The following is a 19,255-nucleotide window of genomic DNA, read 5'->3' as shown; positions in this document are numbered from 1 at the left end:
GTTTGTATAGGGTAAAAAACACTCGTTTTGAAGTCTAATATTTTATTTAATTTGTAGTGTAGCTTTTAGTCTTAAAGAAATTAAAGTTGTCAAAACAAACCAAAAACTAACTATAAACTAATTATTCAACTACAAACTAATATGAAAAAAGGATTTATTTATACAAAAATTGCAGTAGCAGGACTATTGTTGCTTTCAGCTTTGCCAGCAATGGCGCAAACAGCTAAGCCTAATATTTTGGTAATACTTGCTGATGATTTAGGTTATGCTGATGTAGGTTTTAATGGTTCGAAAGATATTATTACGCCCGAATTGGATAAATTAGCCAAAGCAGGAACTATATTTTCTTCTGCATACGTGGCGCATCCTTTTTGCGGCCCTTCTAGAACTGCATTGATGACGGGGCGTTATCCGCATGAAATTGGAGCTCCTTATAATTTACCTGATGTAGGGATGAATTTACAGGATGGAATTCCGGTAAAGGAAACCTTCATTAGTAATGTGATGCATGATGCGGGCTATTACACTAGTGCAATTGGAAAATGGCACTTAGGTTATGGTTCAGAGTTTCAGCCAAACAATAGAGGATTTGATGATTTTTATGGTTTTCTTGGTGGAGGACACAAATATTTTCCAGCAGAATACAAAGCACAATATGATGCTCAAGTTAAAAACGGAAACAAACATATTCATGCTTATTTAACACCTTTATTACATAATAATACAGAAGTTGAAGAAACAGAATACATGACTGATGCACTTTCTAGAGAAGCTGTTCGTGTATTAAAAGTAGCAAAAGAAAAGAAAAAACCTTTCTTTATGTACCTAGCATATAATGCGCCTCACGTACCTCTTGAAGCTAAAGAAGAAGATTTGAAACTTTTTGCAAACATCAAAAACGAAGATAGAAGAACCTATGCTGCCATGGTTTATGCTGTGGATAGAGGAGTTGGCGAGATTGTTAAAACTTTAAAAGAAAACAAACAATTTGAAAACACCCTAATCATTTTCTTGAGTGATAACGGTGGGAATATTGAACATGCGGCCAACAACTTCCCCTTAAAAGGAACTAAAGGAGATGTTTACGAAGGAGGTTATAGAGTTCCAATGTTCTTTCATTGGCCAAAGAACGTTCCAGCAGGAAAAAGATTTGATTATGCAGTGTCGGCAATCGACTTTTATCCAACTTTTGCTCATTTAGCTGGTGGTGTAGTTCCAAAAGGTAAGATTCTTGACGGTAAAGATATATGGGCAAATTTCTTATCAGGAAAAAATACTCATAAAGACGATATGATTTATGCAGTACGTTACAGAAGCGGATTCTCTGATGTTTCAGCAAGAAAAGAGGACTTTAAAATCGTCAAAGCAGGAAACAACAAATGGAAATTGTTTGATGTTCGAAATGACGTTTCCGAAACCAAAGATTTAAGTGCTCAGTATCCAGATGTAGTGAAGAAAATGGTAAAAGAAACTCAAAAATGGAGTGAATCACACATAACACCACTTTGGTATGACAACGATAAAGTAGAAAAAATGTGGAAAGATACCAACATGCCAAACTACGATAAAGCATTCAAATTAGATAATTAATCAAAAAACCAAAAAACATGAAATACGCATTTAGTCACATCGGAATTCCTACTACAGAAGAGAAAAATTGGGATGGTTTTTATGAGCCAGGAAAAATTCATTTCACTGATTTTTCAAAAGATGAATACGGAGTAGAATGGGTCAAATTTGACGCTGATAGCCCCATGCCAGAAATGATGCGTACCATTCCTCACGTAGCCTATTTGGTAGATAATATGGAAGAAGCTCTAGAGGGAAAAGAAATATTGGTGGAGACTTTTTCTCCTGCTGATGGCGTTCGTGTAGCATTTATTGTGCATAACGGTTCTCCAGTTGAATTTATGGAAGTTAGAGAGTAAATATGAAAAAATATATAAGTGTAGGTTTAGCGTTAATTTCTTTTTTGCATTTGGAAGCACAAACAAACGTTTCCAATAGTAAGAAAGAGAATAAAGGAAAATTATCAACTGCAGTATTACCCCTTTCAGATCCAACAAATACTGGAAAATGGGTTTTGAATACAGAGGTAAGTGATGAATTTGACGCGCCAACCTTAAATGAAGAAAAATGGTATGTAGTTGGGAAGTTTGAAAACGGGAAACCAGTTTACAAACACCCTGATTTGCCAAATAAGAAAGTTTGGATTGGTCGTGCGCCATCTCAATTTTCGGGAAATAACTATAGATTGGAAAACGGTAAATTAATGCTTGAAACACGATGGGAACCTAATTTTCCATTTAGTCAAGAGCCAGACAAACCATGGGGTAAGGATAATACTAGAAGTAAATTTGAAAATCTTACAACAGCTTGTTTAATTGGACGTAAATTTTTTCAATATGGTTATATGGAAATCAAAAGTAAAGCTGCTGATGCTGAAATTACCAGTGCTTTTTGGGCAATGGGAAAAGGTTTAGAGTTGGATATGTTTGAGCATTTTGGTGATCATAGACAACCTAATAAGTTAAAGCTAGATAAAGAATTGTGGTGGTCTATTCATGATTGGACTCTTAAAGGGAATAATAGTGTTTATACAGAACATCATATTTTAGACTTTAGAGTAGCGGATGCTTTCCATACCTATGGAGTAGAATGGGACGAAAACGGCATTAAATATTTTATTGACGGAAAACTTTTTACTGAAGCTTCAAAAGAAAAAATTGATGCATGGGCAAAGGAAAAAGGATTTGAAAAAGGATATGTTGCTACAAAACCACTATCAATTTGGTTAGATCAAGAAACTTTTCCTTGGCATGGAGTTCCAGATTCTAAAGAAGATTTGGAATTAAATAGTCCAGAAGGTAAAAAAGACGATGGAGTTGTTGATTTTGAAATCGAGTATGTACGTGTTTGGCAAAAGAAAAGTAAATAAGCCAGTTTGAATTTTTAACAATAAAATTGACAAATCATGAAACAAATTATTTTAACGTTATTAGTATTCTTTACAGTATCAATGTCATTTGGTCAAGACAAGTATCAAATGAAAAAAATTAACTATTTTGTTGATGCAGCTCAAAAAGAATTTGGTTTGAACAAAAATCAAACAAAGGAACTTTTGGATAATCGTACAGCCTATTTTAATGATTATCAAAAAGCATTTAGTGCCGCAAAAAATGGTGAGATTTCTGAAGACCAAAAAAAGACACAATTAAGTGAAGTAAACAATAAATTTAATAAATACTTCAATGAGCTAACAGGGAAAACTTGGGACGAATTAAAACCGTTTAATGATAGAATTCGTGAAGAACTTAAAGGGTTTTAGTGTTTCAAAAAATAAATAATTAACTATAATAACTAACTTTAAAATTAAAAAAGATGAAAAAAATTGTATTAGTATTGATGATGATGGTTTCGTTTTCAGGAGTTTTTGCTCAAAACAAATCACAAGAGAAGAAGATTAAGTATTTTGTAGACGCTGCAACAACAGAGTTTAAATTGGATGCATCAAAATCTAAAGAACTTTTAAACGCTAGAAATACCTATATCACAAACTTTATGGATGTAATTGGTAAAGCAAAAAGTGGCGAAATTTCTGCAGATGATAAGAAAGAAAAAATGAATGAAGTAAATGGTGCTTTTAACTCTGAGTTTTCTAAAATCACAGGGAAATCAGCGAGTGAGCTTAAACCATTTTTTGAAAGAATGCGTGAAGAACTAAGTAGTATTTAATAAAGTTTCTATTTGTAAAATTTTATTTTATTTGTTGAAAACCAGTATTGTTATCATGACAATACTGGTTTTTTTGTATTTGATATTTACAGTTGTTGTGTTTGAGTTGTTTTTTGTCAGCAGTAATCTATTATTAAGTTTTACTAAGGGTAAGATTGAGCAAGTGTAGGATAATAAATAAATAAGTAATTGATTTTATTTGATATAATTTTGTTAGCTAGCCTTAAGTATTTTTTGTTTCTTGTGTTATTATATAGGAATCGAGATAAAAAGGTTTAGTGTTGTCTTTTAATTGTTATTAAATTTTATTGATATGAAAAGAGGTTTTCTTTTTTTTGGTTTTTTAATGTTGTTTTCACAATTGATTATTTCTCAAAATGATTGGGAAAATGAATTGGTATTTGAAAAGAATAAAATGCAGTCCCGTGTTCCAACGTATTCATACAAAAATGAAAAAGACGCATTAGAAGGCAATAGAGATAAATCTCGCTTAAAGTCCTTAAACGGTACCTGGAAATTTAATTTTGTTGATAAATCAGAAAATCGTCCAACAGATTTTATGGGAGCCAACTACAATGGAAATTCTAATTGGAATGATATTGAAGTTCCTTCAAACTGGGAAATGAAAGGATATGGTCAAGCTATCTATACCAATATCGTGTATCCGTTTACGCCAAACATTTTAGATTCTAGTTTAAAATACGATTGGAGAGGACCACAACCTCCATTGCCTCCAAAAATTTATAGAGACAATCCAGTAGGAAGTTATTATAGAGATTTTGAAGTTCCCACAGACTGGAAAGACCAATCGGTTATTCTGCATTTTGGAGGCGTTACTTCAGCGTTTTACTTATGGGTAAACGGTCAAGAAGTAGGGTACAGTCAAGGAAGTTGCTTGGCAGCCGAATTTGATATTACAAAATATTTAAAAGCTGGTAAAAATCGTGTAGCGCTTCAAGTATTTCGTTATAGCGACGGAAGTTATTTAGAAGACCAAGATATGTGGCGCTTGAGCGGTATTCATCGTGAAGTGTTCTTGATGGCGCAACCTAAGATCGCCTTGAATGACTTTTTTGTTAAAACAAAATTGGATGTAAATTACCAAGATGCAAAGCTCGAAATCCGCCCTTTGTTATGGGTCAAAGAGGATGAGGTAAAACTAAAAGGGTATAAAATTTCGGCCGAATTATATGATGCGGAAAATAATAAAGTATTGCCTGCACCTCTTTCTGTAGATCTTGAAAAAGTGTACAAAGAAAGATGGCCGGCTAGAGATATTACCAAGTTTGCTTTTATGGAAGCTACTATTAAATCACCTCGAAAATGGTCTGCAGAAGATCCTTATTTGTATAAATTAGTTTTTAATGTAACCAATGCAAATGGAGAAGTAGTGGAATCACGTAGTCAAAAAGTAGGTTTTAGAAAAGTTGAGTTTAGTAAAAAGAACGAATTACTTATTAATGGTAAAGTCGTGAAAATTATGGGAGTGAATCGTCATGATCATCACCCAACCAAAGGAAAGGCTCTAAGTCATGAAGATTTGCGTAAAGATATTGAAACCTTAAAGCGTTTCAACTTTAATGCAGTGCGAACTTCCCATTATCCTAATGACCCTTATTTCTACGAATTATGTAACGAATACGGTTTGTACGTAATGGACGAGGCGAATATAGAAGCGCATCACTTAGGAAGTTATATTCCACAACAACCTACTTGGGCAGCACCTATTTTGACAAGAGTCATTCGTATGGTCGAAAGAGATAAAAATAATCCTTCGATAATTTCATGGTCTTTAGGTAACGAAAGTGGAACAGGTCCGGCATTTGCGGCAGCAGCAGGATGGGTTAAGGATTTTGATCCTTCTCGTTTCATACATTATGAAGGTGCACAGGGAGATCCAGAAGATCCTCAATATGTTGAAGGAGTGGCGAATGAAATCAATAAATGGGATACATACGCTAATCCTGATGATAAAAATTATGTAGATGTATTGAGTAGAATGTATCCAGATTTGGCTCAATTGGTTAATATGTCTGAGAACGCACATATTACACGTCCAATTATTATGTGTGAATACATGCACGCAATGGGGAACTCTATGGGTGGAATTGCTGATATGTGGGATCAAATAAGAGCAAGACCCAACTTAATTGGTGGTTTTATTTGGGACATGAAAGACCAAGGTATTGTAGCTAAAAATGCCAAAGGAGAACAGTATTATGCTTATGGAGGTGATTTTGGTGATGTGCCAAATGATGGAAACTTCTGTATCAATGGAGTTTTTGCACCAGATTTAAGTCCAAATCCACATGCTTTTGAAGCGAAATATGTTTTTCAACCTGTGGTTTTTGAAGTGGCAAATTTGAAACAATCTTCAATACGTGTAATCAACCGTTTTTCGTTTTCAAACTTAGACCAGTATGAGATTCGTTGGGAAGTTTCAGAAAACGGAAAGACCATACAATCTGGGGTTTTACCGCAAGTAGAATTGGAGGCAGGAGCATCGAAGACAGTGAATTTACCTATAAAGAATATCAAGTTTGATGACCGTTCTGATTATTGGATTCGAATGAGTATGCATGAGAAAACAAATCGTTTATGGGCAGAGAAAGGATTTGAAGTAGCCAGTAATCAAATTGAATTGCAAGCTAAAAAAGCGATAACAACAATCGTTTCTGCTTCAAAAGATAAAGTTTCGGTTTCTGAAACAGCAGCAGAAGTTAGGCTTAGTTCGAAAGATGTAGTGGTTGTAATTGCTAAAGAAAACGGGAATCTAACATCTTACACCATAAAAGGTGAGGAGCAAATGGCGGCTCCTTTACAATTGAATTTTACTAGACCTGTAGTTGATAATGATATTAGAGGCGCCAATTCAAAACCTTTTGGACAATCAAAAAGCTTTTGGTCAACGGTTAATAGTTTGCTTAAAACGAATGCGGTAAATGTTACCGAAGAAGCGCAAGGAATACAAGTTGTTGTGAGACAAGCTATAGATAAAAAATTAAGTTTAAATAAAATTTATACGATTTCCAATGACGGAACAGTCAAAGTAAATGTAGTAATGGATGCAGATGCTTCCTTGCCTAACTTAATCCGTTTTGGAGTAACCATGGGGGTTTCTGATACTTATAAAAACACTACTTATTACGGTAATGGACCTTGGGAAAGTTATAGTGATCGCAAGCGTTCAGCTGAAGTTGATGAGTATAGTTTGAAAACAGATGGTATTTTTTATAATTATATTTTCCCTCAGGAAAACGGAAATCGTACTGATACCAGATGGTTAAAGCTTTCTGCCGATAAAGGAAATGCAGGATTGCAAATTACAGGAAGTCCATTGTTTGGTTTCTCTATTTGGAAATTTGCAGCAGATAACATTGATAAAGCTAGACATCCGTATGATTTAAAACCGCAAGGGTTTTATACTTTGAATTTGGATTTGGTTCAATTATCATTGGGAGGTACGTTGTCTAATAGATTGCCGGAATATGATTTAAAATCAGGAAAATATAATTTTGAATTCTACTTGAGTTCATTGAGAAAATAGTTGTTAGAGTAAGTTGTTTTTAGTTTTAAAATTGTCAAAATCCACTCCTTTATTGGGTGGATTTTTTTTGTGAAGTGTATTGTTGTATCTTACTGGTATAAAGCGAAGGATATTCCTGAAGCGTCGGGAGGAAATCCTTTTTTTGGACTTTTTTGTCCCGAAAAAAGATTGAAAGGAATAGCCTGACCCGCTTTCGATAATTCGGAATTTTAGCGGGATACGCCCAAAACAGGACTATTGTTTTTGGATTTTAAAACGAGATTTTAGTCTTATTTTATCTTAGATTGTGTTCTCTGTCTTTGTTTAGGGTAAATATGGTCTATTAATTGGTAAATTTTGAATACAAAAAATTAGAGACTCCAATTAAATTTGTAAGAATCTATTAATCGGATTAAAAATGACAAGTATTAAAACTTTTGTGAGTGTTGATTGGGGAACTACAAATCTACGTTTGAGACTAGTAGAGGTTCCAAGTCTAAAGATTGTTGAGGAAGTTGTTTCGCCAAAAGGGATTAAAACTATTTATAACGAATGGTTGGATTTTGGAGGCGATAAAGAAACGTATTTCTTGAACTTTTTAAAAAAACAATTAGCTTTTTTTGTAACTAATATCAGTAGTGATGTTACGATTGTAATTTCTGGAATGGCATCTTCTAGTATTGGTTTAAGAGAGCTTCCGTATGCTGATTTACCTTTTAAAACGGACGGAAAAACATTGTATATAGAAACAATACAATCTGATATTATTCCGAATACAATTCAATTGATTTCTGGAGTTAAATCTGATTCAGATGTAATTCGTGGGGAGGAAGTGGAGATTATTGGTTTGGTGAATGAAGAAGATGTAAATCAATCAATCGTTTTTATAACGCCAGGAACACATAGTAAGCATGTGTTGTGCGAAAAAGGTGTAATTACCAATTTTTTTACCTTTATGACTGGAGAAGTTTTTAGTGTAATCTCTGAAAACACTATTTTAAAAGCTTCAATTGAAAAAACAGATTTTGATGAGTCAGTTTTGAACGCCTTCGAACAAGGAGTTCAAAAAGCAATGGAAGGGAAATCGTTGCTTAATACGCTTTTTAAAGTACGTACCAATAACTTATTCAAAGAGAAAACCAATGTTGAGAATTACTACTATTTGAGTGGGCTTATGATTGGTGAGGAATTACAATCATTGCGCGAATTGGAATGTGATTACATAAAATTATGTGCAGGGGGGAAACTTTTTGAACTGTACCATAAAGCAATTGAAATTTTAGGATTAGAATCCAAAACTAAAATCATAAAGAGTACCGTTGTGGATTTATCGGTTGTGAAAGGACAATGGAATATTATAAAAAACCAACTATAAAACTAAAAAAAAAAATGGGAACTAATTATAAAACAGAATTGTTTGAGAAAATGCCAATTGTTGGTATTATAAGAAATATTTCTTTGGAAGTAATTGAAGAGATATTACCTCATTATAAAAAAGCAGGTTTGACAACGCTTGAAATTACGATGAACTCAGATAATGCTTGTGAAATTATTAAAGCGGTAGCTGAGAGTCATCCGGAAATTAATGTAGGTGCTGGTACTGTATGTACATTGGCCGACTTGATGATGGCTTTGGATGCAGGGGCAACCTTTATCGTAACTCCAATTATGGATATCGAGGTGATGAAGTATTGTAGCGAACGCAATATTCCAATTTTTCCGGGTGCTTTTACACCTCTGGAGATTTACAATGCAAATAAATTGGGAGCTACAGCAGTTAAGATTTTTCCAGCAACACAATTAGGATCAGGGTATGTGAAAGACATTTTGGGGCCACTAGACACGATCAAATTATTACCTACAGGTGGAGTTGATGTAAATAACATACAATCCTTTTTTCAAGCTGGTGCCATTGGGGTAGGTATGGGAGGTTCATTGTTTGATAAAAAACTTATCGAAGCTAAGAATTATGATGCTTTATATGAACACTTTAAGGCGATTTGTGATAAGGTAAATGCGATTAGATAACATAAGCTTGTTATTGGGTAAGTTAGTACTAATAAAAATGTAGTATTGGTTTAATTTTACTTATTAGACATGAATTAATCAAATATAAAAGCAGTGTTTTGCTGTTTTTTTTTTAAATAAAGAGATAAAATGGTAATTGAAAAAATTGAAACGTTTGTATTGAAAGATGTGCTTTCCCAAAGCTTTTTCTTTTCACAATGGGAGTATTCCGAAAGATGTATCTGTGTTGTAAAAATAACCTGTTCTGACGGAACTCATGGTTGGGGAGAAGGGTATGGTCCAGCAGCTGTTTTAGAAGCTGGAATTGAATTCTTAAAACCAATGGTTATTGGTCAAAATCCTTTAGAAAATGAAGTGATTTGGAGCGGAATGTACCGCAGGACTTTAGATTATGCAAGAAGAGGAATTTTAGTAGCTTCGATGAGTGCAATTGATATTGCGATTTGGGATTTGAAAGGAAAGATTTTAGGGCAATCTGTTTCTACTTTGTTAGGTGGAGCACATAGAACTAAAATTCAACCGTATGCAACGGGCTTGTATTTCACTTGTCATGAAAATCCAGGTAAAGATTTTGAAGCCGAAGCGAGATTGTATATCTCTCAAGGTTTTAAAGCAATGAAAATGAAGGTAGGTCTAGGGATCAAAGCAGACGTTGCAAATGTTAAAAAGATGCGTGAAATCATTGGTCCTGATATTCAATTGATGGTAGATTCTAATCACGCTTATACGTTGAGAGAAGCTATTGAATTGTGTAGATTGATTGAGCCTTATGATATTTCGTGGTTTGAAGAGCCAATTTCACCAGAATTTTATGGTCAGTATAATGAATTGAGACAAAAAACTTCTATTCCAATTTCAGGAGGAGAGTGTGAGTACTTGCGTTTTGGTTTCCAACAATTGATTCAGAACAAATCTGTGGATATTTTGCAGCCGGACATTTGTTCTAGTGGTGGACTTACTGAAGCAAAACGTATTGCGGCTTTAGCAACTGCTAATGGTGTGGAAATTGTACCTCATACTTGGGGGACAGCTATAGGAATTCACGTTGCAATGCATTTTATTGCTAATTTAGAATGCATACCAGGAAGAATGTATAGACCTAATTTCTTGATGGAATTCGATCAAACTGAAAATGGACTTAGAGAAAAGTTAACTTTTCCTTCAATTGTCATGAAAGATGGTTATATCGAGGTTCCTAATCGTCCAGGTTTAGGAATTGATGTTGATGAAGACGTTCTAAGAGAGTATGCAATTACAAAAGACAGAGTTAAGTTAACCCTGTAAATAAAAAATAAATACCATGAATACACAAAATTTTGGATATAAGAAATTATATATTGACGGTCAGTTAGTTGATGCTGAAAGTGGAAAAAAAGGAGATGTAATTTGTCCAGCTACTGGCGAATCTATTGCTCAAATTGCATTGGCAGGAAAAGCAGATGCTGAGAAAGCATTAATTGCTGCTCAAAAAGGTTTTAAATATTGGTCTAAATTATCATTAGCTGAAAGAACAGTTTGGATGACCAAATTAAGAACTGCTATTCTTGATAGAGAAGCGGAATTACGCTCGGCTATGGTTCATGAAATGGGAAAAACTTATGCAGGTTCAGCTGAAGATATTGAAGCGATTACCAATGCTTTGGAATGGTATCCTGCTGCTATGAAAAACCGTAGAGAAGAGCAAATTCCAGATTACGAAAAAACACATACACATAAAATGATAGAGCAACCAGCTGGTGTAGCTGTTGCTTATTTAGCTTGGAATTTCCCTTTGTTGAATGTAGGTTTCAAAATCGGACCTGCACTAGCTGCTGGATGTTCTTTGATTATCAAACCATCTGAAATGTCGCCTTTATCCTCTTATTTGATTGGGGAAATTTTACACAGCATTGATTTTCCTGCAGGTGTGGTTAATATTTTAGCGGGGCCTTCTGCTGAAGTAGCGACAACTATGACAACGAGTACTATTCCAGCGGTTTTAACCATGATTGGTTCTACGGCAACAGGGAAGAAAATCATTGCAGATAGTACAACATCTATCAAGAGATTAGGAATGGAATTGGGTGGAAATGCTCCGTTTATTGTGTTTGAAGATGCTGATTTTGATACAGCGCTTAATTTAGCGATTGGATTGAAATTTGGTAACTCAGGACAAATATGTGTGGCGGCCAACAGAATTTTTGTTCACAAAAATATTTATGATAAATTCTTAGCGGCTTATATCGAAAGAGCTTCTAAAATAAAATTAGGTTTTAGTATCGATCCAAATGAAACTGTAGATATGGGACCAGTAGTGGCACGTAGAGACAGAGACAGAATGTTTGATTTAGTTGCAGATGCCGTAAGTAAAGGAGCTAAATTAGAATACGGAGGAAAAATACCTGCTGGTTTTCCAGAAAAAGGAAACTGGATGGAACCAACTGTAGTTTCAGGAATCACAACTGATTCTCGTTTGTTTAAAGAAGAGACTTTTGGACCAGTAGCTGGAATTATGAGTTTCGAATCAGATGATGAAGTTTTAGCTTTGGCTAATGATACTGAATACGGATTAGCATCTTACATTTTTACAAATAACCATAAAAGAATTCAACGTTTTACTGAGGATTTAGATTTTGGAGAAATTCAGATCAATGGTGTGAAGTATGCTATTTACTTGCCTCACGGTGGAATTAAAAATAGCGGTATCGGACATGATTGTTCGCACTTAGCCTTAGAAGACTATTTAGTAAAGAAAAGAGTGTCAACCGCACTTTAATTAAAATTAACTATTAACTAATTATACATAATGGATACATTAACGTTATCTTTTTTACTTGTCATTTTTGCAAGTATTTTTCAAGGTTCTTTTGGACTAGGAATGAAATTTATGGCTCCTCTTAAATGGGAAGCTTGGTGGCTAGTACACTCTACATTTGCATTAATTATTCTTCCTACTACATGGGCGTATTTGGTTGTGCCAGATTTGTTTGAAGTGGTAACTAGCGCTCCTTCAGACGTTATTATTGAAGCCATGATTTATGGTGGATTATGGGGGATAGGTGGAATTCTTTTTGGTAAAAGTGTGCCTTATATTGGTATTTCATTAACCTACGGAATCGTGATGGGTGTTTGTTCTGCAGCCGGAGCTTTAATTCCTTTGTTTATGAATGCTGGTGAAACTGACAAGCCTTCTTTTCCTTATATCATGGTTGGAGTACTAATCATGTTAGTAGCGATTGCTATTACCGCTTATGCAGGTATTCAAAAAGATAAATTGACACATGCAGACGAAAATACAGAGAAAGTAAATCTTACTGCGGGTTTAATAATCGCGGTTTTAAGTGGTTTATTATCTGCTGCATTGGCTATTGGTTTTGGTAAAGGGGAATCTATTGGTAAATTAGCTGAAGCATCTGGAGCTATTGCTCGTAACGGTAGTTTAGCTATTTGGGTAGTAGTTTTATGGGGTGGTTTTGTAGTAAATGCAGGCTATTCTTTGTTTTTATTAGCTAAAAATAATACTTGGAACTCTTTCTCTACACCTAATGCTAATAAAGCTTATTTATGGTCAATAGGTGCTGCATTATTATGGTTTGGAGCTCTTGGGATTTATGGACAAGGTGCTACATTAATGGGGGATATTGGTAAAATTATCGCTTGGCCTATAATGCTTGGATTATCACTTATTGTGGGTAATGTTTGGGCTTATACCAACAACGAATGGGAAGGCGCTAAAAAACCTTTTAAAATCCTATTATTTGGGGTGTTTGTATTGATCATCGCCGTAATTATTACAGGGTATTCTGGAACGTTAAATAATTAGGATTCGTAAAAATCCGTATAAAAATTAAGTATATGAAAATGAAAAAAACAGCAATAGTATTTGGTGCTATTTTGTTGTCATCTGTTTCTTTTGCTCAAAACAAAGGAATCGTTGATAATACAAACAGTCCAAACGTAAAGTTAAAGAGTATAAACATCGGAGATTGTCATTGGACCAAAGGTTTTTGGGCAGATAAATTTAAAATTTGTGAAGATAAAATGTTGCCTTATATGGGTGAAGTTTTGATGGGAGACGTAGGTCATGGTTTGAATAACTTCAAATATACCGCTGGTCTGGAGAAAGGAAAGCACAAAGGTTTTGCTTGGCATGATGGTGATTTTTACAAGTGGATGGAAGCATCTTCTTATGTGTATGCACAAAACAAAGATCCAAAAATTCTAAAGCAATTGGATGATATCATTGCGATTATTGCAAAAGCACAAATGCCAAATGGATATTTACAAACAACGATTCAATTAAGCGATAATAAGATTGATCCTTTCGAAAATCGTAAGTACCACGAAATGTATAACAGTGGTCACTTGTACACCAGTGCTTGTATTCATTACAGAGTTACAGGAAAAAGAAACTTCTTGGATATTGCTGTAAAGCATGCAGACAATTTGTATTCTGTTTTCTTTCAAGACACGAAACAATATGCTCGTTTTGGATTCAACCAAACTCAAATCATGGGGTTAGTAGAATTGTATCGTACTACAAAAGATAAAAAATACTTAGAATTAGCAGAGAAATTTATCAACCGTAGAGGTACTAATGGAATCGAAGAGAACTCAACTACCAAAGGATATCCAGTAGGAGACATGGTTCAAGAATATACACCTTTACGTAAATCTACAGAAGCAGTAGGACACGCCGTATTGGCATTGTATTACTATGCTGGTGCTGCCGATGTAGCTGCAGAAACAGGTGAAAAAGCATTAGTTGATGCCTTAGACAGACTTTGGGAAAATGTTACCGAAAAGAAAATGTATGTTACTGGAGCGGTAGGCCAAACGCACTACGGAGCTTCGACTAACAGACAAATGATTGAAGAAGGTTTCATCGACGAATACATGATGCCAAATATGACAGCCTACAACGAAACTTGTGCTAATATTTGTAACTCCATGTTCAGTTACCGTATGATGGGATTGAACGGAAAGTCAAAATATGCCGATGTAATCGAAAATGTATTGTTCAATAGTGCACTTTCAGGAATTAACCTTGCAGGGGATAAATATTATTATTCAAACCCATTGCGTAAAATTCATGGTTCTAGAGATTACACCAAAATGAATACAGAATACCCAGAACGCCAATCGTACTTAGAGTGTTTCTGTTGTCCTCCAAACTTAGTGCGTACAATTGCACAAGTATCAGGATGGGCGTATAGCTTATCTGACAATGGTGTTTCTGTGAATTTATATGGTGGAAATATTTTGGATACTAAACTGGTAGATGGTTCTAAATTAAAATTAGAGCAAGTATCCAACTATCCTTGGGATGGTAATGTAAAGTTGACCGTTAACGAATGTAAAAAAGGAGCATTCGAAATGTTGTTACGTATTCCAAATTGGGCCAAAGGAAGTAAAGTAATGGTAAATGGTGCTGATGCAGGTGTTGAAGTTGTAGCAGGTGAATTTGCTAAAATTGACAGAAAATGGAAAAAAGGTGACGTAGTTACTCTTGAAATGCCAATGGAAGTTACGTACATGGAAGGTAACGGACGTATCGAAGAAGTTCGTAACCAAGTAGCTGTAAAAAGAGGTCCAGTTGTTTACTGTGCTGAATCTACAGATTTACCAAAAGGAACAAGTATCTTGGATGTTTATCTTTCTGGAGACAATAAATTTGACGTAAAATACCGTCCGGAATTATTAGGCGGAGTTACTTCTATCACCGCAGACATGATGATTCGTAAAGACAAAGAATCAAATGATATGTATCACGCAGTTTCAAAACCAGTTTTAGAAAGCACTAAAGTTTCTTTAGTACCGTATTACACTTGGTCAAACAGAGGTGATTCTGAAATGTCAGTTTTCTTACCAATTATCTGGAAATAAGATTTTTTAAAGTTGGTTTAACTTTTAAAACGTTGATAGTAGCAATACTGTCAACGTTTTTTTTTGCATATCCTTATACTATTTTGGGCGTGACCCTCCGTAAAAACTACGGGTCGGGCTATACATTACAAGTCCTCAACAAGTTCCGCTATCGCTACACTTGTTTGCGGGCTTTCCATTTCTATCCCTCACGCAAAAAAATAGTGTACCACATTCAAAGGAACTAAAGATTAGCTTATAAATTGAAATTATGAATAACGAGTTCGTCACTTTGAGGTATGATTTTTTTTCAAAAAACGTAATATAAAATGAAGTTATTTATATGTTTATACTTTTAGTTCCCTTCTTGAGAGGGGTTATGGGTGTGTTTTTTTAAGTATTTGTAAATTAATTATTTAATGTAAAAAGTCAATGGTAGTCTTTTTATGTAGTGAAACGGAATAAAAATGTATCGAGAAGTCGTATTATTTCAGCTAAAGTTCTCGATCTACTTTTATCTCCAAAAGCTATCGCATTTGAAGACAAAACCACTAGAACTGACGTGTGCCAAAAAGTGTTTTGAGTATAGTTTTAATAGTAAATTTTATTTGGATTAAAATCCCTACAATTTCTCTAATCCGTGTTCCAAAAAGCCTGCTAGGAAACTTACTATTTTAAAACCTTGCGCCTTAGCGTCTTTGCGGTGAAAAGTTCTAAATGGAATTAATAAAATTGGTCAAATTAATATCCCGCTCCAAGTTCATCTTTTTGCGCAATCTATGGCGAGCAACATGTACGCTCCCTAGCGAAATCCCTAATAAATGAGCCATTTCTTTGCCCGAAAAGTTCAGCTTGATCAAAGCACATACTTTTAAGTCTGCAGCGCTTAAATCAGGTGATTGTTCTTGAAGTCTATCGTAGAAATGCTCGTTCAGTTCCATAAACTGATTGTTGAAAGAATCCCATAAACTAACCGAATTTTTTTCGAGTTGCTGAATCACTTTTTTGGTATTGTTGTCAGTAGTTGCATTTTCAAGATGGGATTTCAAGGTCTGAATGATTTCTTCCTTTTCGATTAATTGAAGCATATTGGCAGTCAGTTCCTTATTTTTAAGTTCGATTTGTTTTTTGGTGATTTGCTCCTCTTTTTGATGTTTTATAGTTCTCAATTTGCTACGAAAAATCAATCCTAAGATGATAGCAACTAGAATAATTCCAAAAAAGAAAAATCGGAAACGAAACAAAGCTTGATTCTGTTTTTCTATTTTTAAATTTTGATCTCGAAGTTGGTTATTTTTGTTTTGCAACTGATCTTTATACCTGTTTTTAATAGTCAAAAAACCTTGAGTATCTTCATTTCTAGGGTTCAGATAAGTATCGTTTATCAATTTAGATTCTTGCAAATTGAGGTAAGCATTTTTATAATCGTTCATTTTAGATAACAAATCAGCATAACGTAAAAAGATAAAAGAACGGTAAAAGGTGTTCTCACCATTGCTATCTTTTATTTGGAGGGCTTTTTCGAAATAGTTCTTAGCTGCTGAATGATTGTTTTGTCGCTCATAATTAATAGCCGTTCTACAATACAAAATCATAAAAAAGCTATTGTCTGTAACGCCTAGTTGTCCGTTGGCTTTCAAAGCGTCCATACGGTTGCAGAGGTTCACAAGTAAGTCCAAAGCTTCTTTAAATTGCGAATTAAATTCCAATTCGGAAACTACTTTTTCATCCAAGTACAATTTATAAATCGGATCAATTTTAAATTTCTTAGCTAGTGATTCACAAATTGCAATTTGTTTTTTTAGTTCCGATACATTTTTTATTCGCTGATAATACATCGCCAAATTGTAATGAGAACGATACAATTGAACATGACTAGCCGAATCTTTCACATTAACTTTTGAATAATAGTCATGTGCTTTCTTAAAATGTTCTCCAGCTTCTTCATCTTGTTTGAACAGAAAATGAAGGGTACCAAACTCTTCATGCGCTTTGGCAATCAATAAAGGGTTTTTGAATTCCTGAGCAATAAACAATGCTTCTCCAGAATTGACAAAAGAATCTCTGTAGGCTAAACCTGCTCGATCCGCAGCACTTAATGAAATTAAAGTTTTAATGATAAGGCTGGTATCTTTCTTTATAAGTGCTTCTTTATGTTTCTTTTTTAGTAAATCAATCGCATTTTTGGGATTCGATTGATAGCTAATTAATCCTTCTGCAGTATAGCTTTTAAATTGTTGTGCATTTACCCATGTAAGGTTATTGAAAATGGTAAGTAATGTAATATAAAGATAGATGTATTGGTTTTTAATACTACTTAAGGTCTTCATAAATAAGGTTTTGTTGGTTGTTTGGCGAAATTACAAAATAAGTCATAAGTTAATATTTTTTTAGCTTAAAATTGCTTGATGTTAAGTTTTTGTAAGCCATTTTTTTTATGAAAATGGTATGGTTGTGTGTAGTTTTGTAATGCATTAACAACCATTTTTAATTATAACCTAAATGAAATTAGCTGTTTTACTTTTTACTTTTTCATGTTGCTTTTCGATTACGATAAAGGCACAACAAAAACCAAACATTTTATTTATAGGTATAGACGACCTCCGACCAGAACTAGGTTGCTATGGTTCTGATGAGGCTATTAGTCCAAATTTAGATCATTTGGCAACTCAAGGTTTGTTGTTTAATAAAGCCTATTGTCAGCAAGCCATTTGTGGACCTTCACGGGCTAGTTTATTAACAGGTTATCGACCTGAAACAAGTGGTGTTTTTCATAATTATATCAAATTCAGGGAAGCGAATGCCGATGTGATTACGCTTCCACAGCAATTTAAGAACAATGGATACGAAACTGTTTATTTTGGTAAAATATTTCATCACGGCGATCTAGACGATCAGCTATCGTGGAGTATTCCTCCAAGCAAAGAAAGAGGACCAGGTGGTTATCAGTTGGCTGAAAACATAGCGTTGTCGAAAAAAAATCTTAAGGATATGACTGAAAAGTATGGCGCCCAAGCGAAATTAGGTTTGGGTAGTGGTCCTGCTTATGAGTTTGCGGATGTTCCAGATGATGGTTATGGAGATGGATTTAATACCAATCTAGCTATTGGACAGTTAAAAGAGCTAGTTAAGAACAAAGACAAACCTTTCTTTTTAGGTTTGGGATTTCATAAACCGCATTTGAACTGGACTGCTCCTAAGAAATACTGGGATTTGTATGATGAAAAAAACATTCATCTGAGTACACAAGTTAACGGACCAAAAGATGGTGCTGCGATGGGATTGCATGCTTCTTTTGAATTGCGAACCCGTTATGATATTCCGAAAGAAGGGGATATAAGTCCGGAACAAGCTATCAAATTAAAACATGCTTACCTAGCCTGTGTGAGTTATGTAGATGCGCAAATCGGAAAAATGATTGGTGCATTGGAGGATGCAGGTGTTCGTGACAACACCATTATTATTGTGTGGAGTGACCACGGTTGGCATTTGGGCGAAATGGGTATTTGGGGAAAAGCAACCGATTATGAAATTGCCACTAGAGTACCACTTATGATTTGGACACCCGATATGCCGAAAGGAAGTAGAGGGAAAACCTCCGAAGCTTTGGTTGAATTGGTAGATATGTATCCTACTTTATGTGAATTGGCCGGAATTGAAACACCAAAACACGTAGAAGGACAAAGTTTTGTTCCCTTGTTGAAACAACCGAATAAAAAATGGAAAGCGGCTGCTTTTAGTCAGTTTCCGGATCCCGCTTTGCGCGAATGGGGAGCTTATCCTTTGCGTGACGGAATGCGACAAACTTTTTTTGAACCTTTGATCGAGAAAGTGGAGCAAAGAATAATAGACCAGCAAAAGGAAAAATGGAATAGAGAATTATTCGAAAATGACTTAATGGGATATACCATGAGAACCCAACGGTACAGACTAATTGTTTGGAAAGACACGAAACATCCCAAAGAAAAACCCTTGTATGTAGAATTGTACGATCATAAAAAAGATCCAACAGAAACAGTCAACATTGCTACTGCAAATCCTAAAGAAGTAAACCAACTTTTGAAACAATTTGAAAAAGGTTGGAAAGGAAACCAAGCAAAATAAATTAACCAAACTACGATT

General features: G+C 34.7%; 14 protein-coding genes. 13 read left to right on the top strand and 1 reads right to left on the bottom strand.

Annotated features, from left to right (window positions below; all coding sequences use genetic code 11):
* Window positions 1–141: 141 nt before the first annotated feature.
* The 12 genes from ABZP37_RS15570 to ABZP37_RS15515 all read left to right on the top strand — a co-directional run bounded on the left by ABZP37_RS15570 (window position 142) and on the right by ABZP37_RS15515 (window position 15,154).
* Window positions 142–1,590 (top strand): sulfatase-like hydrolase/transferase, encoded by a 1,449-nt coding sequence (locus tag ABZP37_RS15570; RefSeq protein ID WP_366184014.1) that lies wholly within the window; start codon window positions 142–144, stop codon window positions 1,588–1,590.
* Window positions 1,591–1,607: 17 nt separating this feature from the next.
* Complete coding sequence (locus tag ABZP37_RS15565; RefSeq protein WP_366184013.1) at window positions 1,608–1,928, top strand: hypothetical protein; 321 nt, start codon at window positions 1,608–1,610, stop codon at window positions 1,926–1,928.
* 2 nt (window positions 1,929–1,930) lie between these two features.
* Entirely contained in the window at window positions 1,931–2,938 is a 1,008-nt protein-coding gene (locus tag ABZP37_RS15560) for a family 16 glycosylhydrolase (protein WP_366184012.1), read from the top strand.
* Between the two features lie 36 nt (window positions 2,939–2,974).
* Window positions 2,975–3,328, top strand: coding sequence for a hypothetical protein (locus ABZP37_RS15555; RefSeq protein ID WP_366184011.1), 354 nt, complete (start codon window positions 2,975–2,977; stop codon window positions 3,326–3,328).
* Window positions 3,329–3,381: 53 nt separating this feature from the next.
* Window positions 3,382–3,735 carry a hypothetical protein gene (locus tag ABZP37_RS15550; protein ID WP_366184010.1) on the top strand — a complete coding sequence of 118 codons (354 nt, stop codon included), beginning with the start codon at window positions 3,382–3,384 and terminating at the stop codon, window positions 3,733–3,735.
* 313 nt (window positions 3,736–4,048) lie between these two features.
* A complete protein-coding gene (locus ABZP37_RS15545) occupies window positions 4,049–7,282 on the top strand; it encodes a glycoside hydrolase family 2 TIM barrel-domain containing protein (protein WP_366184009.1) in 3,234 nt (1,077 codons plus the stop codon).
* Window positions 7,283–7,679: 397 nt separating this feature from the next.
* Window positions 7,680–8,636 carry a 2-dehydro-3-deoxygalactonokinase gene (locus ABZP37_RS15540; RefSeq protein ID WP_366184008.1) on the top strand — a complete coding sequence of 319 codons (957 nt, stop codon included), beginning with the start codon at window positions 7,680–7,682 and terminating at the stop codon, window positions 8,634–8,636.
* Window positions 8,637–8,650: 14 nt separating this feature from the next.
* Window positions 8,651–9,289 (top strand): bifunctional 4-hydroxy-2-oxoglutarate aldolase/2-dehydro-3-deoxy-phosphogluconate aldolase, encoded by a 639-nt coding sequence (locus ABZP37_RS15535; RefSeq protein ID WP_366184007.1) that lies wholly within the window; start codon window positions 8,651–8,653, stop codon window positions 9,287–9,289.
* Window positions 9,290–9,418: 129 nt separating this feature from the next.
* Window positions 9,419–10,573 (top strand): mandelate racemase/muconate lactonizing enzyme family protein, encoded by a 1,155-nt coding sequence (locus tag ABZP37_RS15530; protein ID WP_366184006.1) that lies wholly within the window; start codon window positions 9,419–9,421, stop codon window positions 10,571–10,573.
* Window positions 10,574–10,589: 16 nt separating this feature from the next.
* Window positions 10,590–12,044: an NAD-dependent succinate-semialdehyde dehydrogenase gene (locus ABZP37_RS15525; protein WP_366184005.1), complete on the top strand. Its 1,455-nt coding sequence runs from the start codon at window positions 10,590–10,592 to the stop codon at window positions 12,042–12,044.
* A gap of 30 nt (window positions 12,045–12,074) precedes the next feature.
* Complete coding sequence (locus ABZP37_RS15520; protein WP_366184004.1) at window positions 12,075–13,091, top strand: L-rhamnose/proton symporter RhaT; 1,017 nt, start codon at window positions 12,075–12,077, stop codon at window positions 13,089–13,091.
* A 32-nt stretch (window positions 13,092–13,123) separates the two neighbouring features.
* Window positions 13,124–15,154 (top strand): beta-L-arabinofuranosidase domain-containing protein, encoded by a 2,031-nt coding sequence (locus ABZP37_RS15515; protein WP_366184003.1) that lies wholly within the window; start codon window positions 13,124–13,126, stop codon window positions 15,152–15,154.
* A gap of 692 nt (window positions 15,155–15,846) precedes the next feature.
* Here the strand turns inward: ABZP37_RS15515 and ABZP37_RS15510 are convergent.
* Complete coding sequence (locus tag ABZP37_RS15510; RefSeq protein WP_366184002.1) at window positions 15,847–17,463, bottom strand: hypothetical protein; 1,617 nt, start codon at window positions 17,461–17,463, stop codon at window positions 15,847–15,849.
* A 172-nt stretch (window positions 17,464–17,635) separates the two neighbouring features.
* Between ABZP37_RS15510 and ABZP37_RS15505 the strand changes: the two genes are divergently transcribed.
* Window positions 17,636–19,237, top strand: coding sequence for a sulfatase (locus ABZP37_RS15505; protein ID WP_366184001.1), 1,602 nt, complete (start codon window positions 17,636–17,638; stop codon window positions 19,235–19,237).
* Window positions 19,238–19,255 lie beyond the last annotated feature (18 nt).

The sequence above is a fragment of the Flavobacterium ovatum genome (assembly GCF_040703125.1).
GTDB classification, from domain to species: domain Bacteria; phylum Bacteroidota; class Bacteroidia; order Flavobacteriales; family Flavobacteriaceae; genus Flavobacterium; species Flavobacterium ovatum.
The sequence above is the reverse complement of the archived record's forward strand: the minus strand, read 5'-3'. Positions and strand labels throughout refer to the sequence as shown.

Bases quoted from the DNA above. Each gene is read 5' to 3' on its own strand.
- ABZP37_RS15570 (WP_366184014.1), top strand. From the start codon at position 142: ATGAAAAAAGGATTTATTTATACAAAAATTGCAGTAGCAGGACTATTG.
- ABZP37_RS15565 (WP_366184013.1), top strand. From the start codon at position 1,608: ATGAAATACGCATTTAGTCACATCGGAATTCCTACTACAGAAGAGAAA.
- ABZP37_RS15560 (WP_366184012.1), top strand. From the start codon at position 1,931: ATGAAAAAATATATAAGTGTAGGTTTAGCGTTAATTTCTTTTTTGCAT.
- ABZP37_RS15555 (WP_366184011.1), top strand. From the start codon at position 2,975: ATGAAACAAATTATTTTAACGTTATTAGTATTCTTTACAGTATCAATG.
- ABZP37_RS15550 (WP_366184010.1), top strand. From the start codon at position 3,382: ATGAAAAAAATTGTATTAGTATTGATGATGATGGTTTCGTTTTCAGGA.
- ABZP37_RS15545 (WP_366184009.1), top strand. From the start codon at position 4,049: ATGAAAAGAGGTTTTCTTTTTTTTGGTTTTTTAATGTTGTTTTCACAA.
- ABZP37_RS15540 (WP_366184008.1), top strand. From the start codon at position 7,680: ATGACAAGTATTAAAACTTTTGTGAGTGTTGATTGGGGAACTACAAAT.
- ABZP37_RS15535 (WP_366184007.1), top strand. From the start codon at position 8,651: ATGGGAACTAATTATAAAACAGAATTGTTTGAGAAAATGCCAATTGTT.
- ABZP37_RS15530 (WP_366184006.1), top strand. From the start codon at position 9,419: ATGGTAATTGAAAAAATTGAAACGTTTGTATTGAAAGATGTGCTTTCC.
- ABZP37_RS15525 (WP_366184005.1), top strand. From the start codon at position 10,590: ATGAATACACAAAATTTTGGATATAAGAAATTATATATTGACGGTCAG.
- ABZP37_RS15520 (WP_366184004.1), top strand. From the start codon at position 12,075: ATGGATACATTAACGTTATCTTTTTTACTTGTCATTTTTGCAAGTATT.
- ABZP37_RS15515 (WP_366184003.1), top strand. From the start codon at position 13,124: ATGAAAATGAAAAAAACAGCAATAGTATTTGGTGCTATTTTGTTGTCA.
- ABZP37_RS15510 (WP_366184002.1), bottom strand. From the start codon at position 17,463: ATGAAGACCTTAAGTAGTATTAAAAACCAATACATCTATCTTTATATT.
- ABZP37_RS15505 (WP_366184001.1), top strand. From the start codon at position 17,636: ATGAAATTAGCTGTTTTACTTTTTACTTTTTCATGTTGCTTTTCGATT.